At 61.8% G+C, this 2,484-nt stretch carries 2 protein-coding genes; one reads left to right on the forward strand and one right to left on the reverse strand.

Translation table 11 applies throughout. The features are described from left to right. Positions 1–1,240, forward strand: a 1,240-nt coding sequence (locus ACH2EH_RS00390; protein WP_395137709.1) for a hypothetical protein, incomplete at its 5' end; no start/stop codon positions are given. Here the strand turns inward: ACH2EH_RS00390 and ACH2EH_RS00395 are convergent. Continuing rightward, positions 1,237–2,178, reverse strand: a complete 942-nt coding sequence (locus ACH2EH_RS00395) for an ABC transporter permease (RefSeq protein ID WP_395137711.1) — start codon at positions 2,176–2,178, stop codon at positions 1,237–1,239. The two genes, ACH2EH_RS00390 and ACH2EH_RS00395, sit on opposite strands and share 4 nt — an antisense overlap. Positions 2,179–2,484 lie beyond the last annotated feature (306 nt).

Raw genomic sequence — 2,484 nt, forward strand, 5'->3', positions numbered from 1 at the left:
CTCGGTCTATCGCACCAGCACGTATGGCCTCACCCAGCAGCTCCCGCTCCCTAAAAACGGCACGCTGAGCTTCCGCTTCAATGGCACAGACAACCTGAACGCATCGGGGACCACACGCACGGGGCGTATCCAGGAAAATGCAGACCTGCGCGCCTCCACAACACTGGGGCCGTTTCGGGCGGAGCTGGTCGCCAATCGCAACCTGCGCAATTCGACATCAGGAACCAGCAGTGGTGGCTCTTTCTTTGGCGGTAGCGAAAAGCTCCCCGAGCTGACCCTGACCACCAACCAGCTCAAGGGGCCACTGAGCAGCTACTTCTCCGGCCTGACTCTGGGCTACGGCGACTTTCTGGAGAGCATCTCGTCGTCGGGCACCACGGGCCAGCTTCATACCAAGCGCTTTCTGCTCCAGACAGATCTCAATCGCAGGAGCACGCGGCTGGGAAAAGGCGGGCTACGCCTGGATGCGGGGGGCGGGTTCCGCCAAACAATCTACGATGGTGGCTACGCCGCGCAGTATGTGGTGAGCCAGGCTACCAACCTGAGCCAGCCGCTCGGCAGTTCCGGGGCGCTCTCGCTCGCCTACAACTACTCGCGGCCCTACGGTGGGACACCGCCCGGTTTTCGCAACGACTTCGCCTCCACCCTCAATGGTCTAAGCCTCAATGCCCAGAAAACCGGCGGCCATGCCAGTGTCCGGCTCAGCACGGGCTACGATATTTTGCAGGCGCGCCAGGAGCCCATTCTTGGCCTGCGACGCTCGCCCTGGAACCAGCTCAGCCTGAATAGTGAGTTTCGCCCCTCCGACAGCCATCTCAGCCGCTTGAGCACGACCTACGATATTAACAGCGGCAAGCTCACCGTGCTGGATCACTACGGGCACTTCCAGCGCGGCAATAAGTTTATCCTGGACACCAGCGCCCGCTACGATCCGACCGTGAAAAAGCTCCGGGAAGTCCGCTCCATCCTCGGCACCCAGTTTCTGGACAATGACACGCGACTGACCGGCAATAGCAACTACAATAACATTACCCACCGCTTCGACTCCAACTCCCTTGCGCTCACCCGCGCGTTCCACGACTATGAGATCACGCTGAGCTACGTGGACCAGCCCTTCGGCTTTCGTACCGAGAAGGGCATCAACCTCTCGTTCCGCCTCAAAGCCTTCCCCTCGCCGCAGACCAGCACCGGCGGGCGCTACGGGACCCCGCTTGATACCGGCCTCGGCGGCTTCTTCTAGCGCTTTTTACGCGCCGTCAGATTCGCGAGGAGAACGGCGACGAGGAGCAAGACGCCGATGACGGTGACTTGAATTTCGGCCTTGACTCCGGCGACACCCATGCCGGTCTGGACGACGCCGATCAGAAGCAGCGCGGCGAGTGAGCCGAAGATCGTGCCGCGTCCCCCGAAGATGCTCGTGCCGCCTAAGACTACCGCGGTGATGGCGTCGAGTTCTAGCCCACGGGCATGGTCGAAGCGGGCGACGCCCAGGCGCGAGAGCAGGGTGAGCGCGGCGACTCCGGCGACCGCCCCGGAGAGAATAAAGAGCTTCATCAAGACACCGGGCACGGGGACACCGGAGTAGCGTGCCGCTTCGGCGTTGGTGCCAACCGCGCCCACATAGCGCCCGAAGACGGTTTTATGGAGGAGCAGGCCCGCTGCAATCGCAAAGGCAAGGGCCAGAAAAAGCGGCGCATGGAAGTACGTGTGCGGAATCGCCAGCTTCTCGAAGTGCTGGAAGCTCTCAGGAACGGGGAGCGAGTGGTCGCCCAGGAGAATCTGTGCCCCGCCCCGGAAGAGCGCCATGGTGCCCAGAGTGACCACCAGCGACGGCAGGCGGCGCTTGGCGATAAGCCAGCCGTTGATCGCTCCTAACAGCCCGCCCAGCACGGGCGCGAGCGCGGCACAGAACCCGAAGGGCAGGCCCTTGCTGTGCAGTGTGGTGACGAGTGCCCCGACCAGCGCCAGGATTGCCGTGCAGGATAGATCAATGTGCCCGGCGACAATCACCAAAGTGAGCGCAATCGCGAGTAGCGCCGTCTCGGTGTAGAGTGTCGAGCGGTCGAAGAGATACGCGATGTCCAGAAAGCGCGGCTCACGGATCGCGCTAACAAGAAATGCGATAATCAGCAGGCCAATGGCGACCAGCTCAGGGATAAACGCGCGGAGCTTTTTCATTCTTCTCCTCGCATACCGCCCCCATTCACGCGCCCAGAGGGCACCCGGTCTTTTTGTCGTCGCAGGCTCCGACTCGAAGGGCGTACCGCCCATGCAGAGTACCGAGTAACTGTATGGCCGGAACGGCCTTTGTGTCCGAGGAACGAGGACAATATCACGCCCCCGTTCATGGGGGCGGTATACGTCATGGGGGCGGTATACGAGGAGGAATCTATTTTCATCATTCTTCTCCCGTGGCGCTGAGTCTAAGTCGCCTTGCAGTTGCATCGTCGAAAAGGACGGCGGAAAGGATGACGAGCCCATAGA

The organism is Armatimonas sp., from assembly GCF_043760365.1.
In the GTDB taxonomy this organism is placed as follows: Bacteria; Armatimonadota; Armatimonadia; order Armatimonadales; family Armatimonadaceae; genus Armatimonas.

What these genes read in the sequence shown, in the direction of transcription:
- ACH2EH_RS00395 (WP_395137711.1), bottom strand. Translation starts at nt 2,178, where the DNA reads ATGAAAAAGCTCCGCGCGTTTATCCCTGAGCTGGTCGCCATTGGCCTG.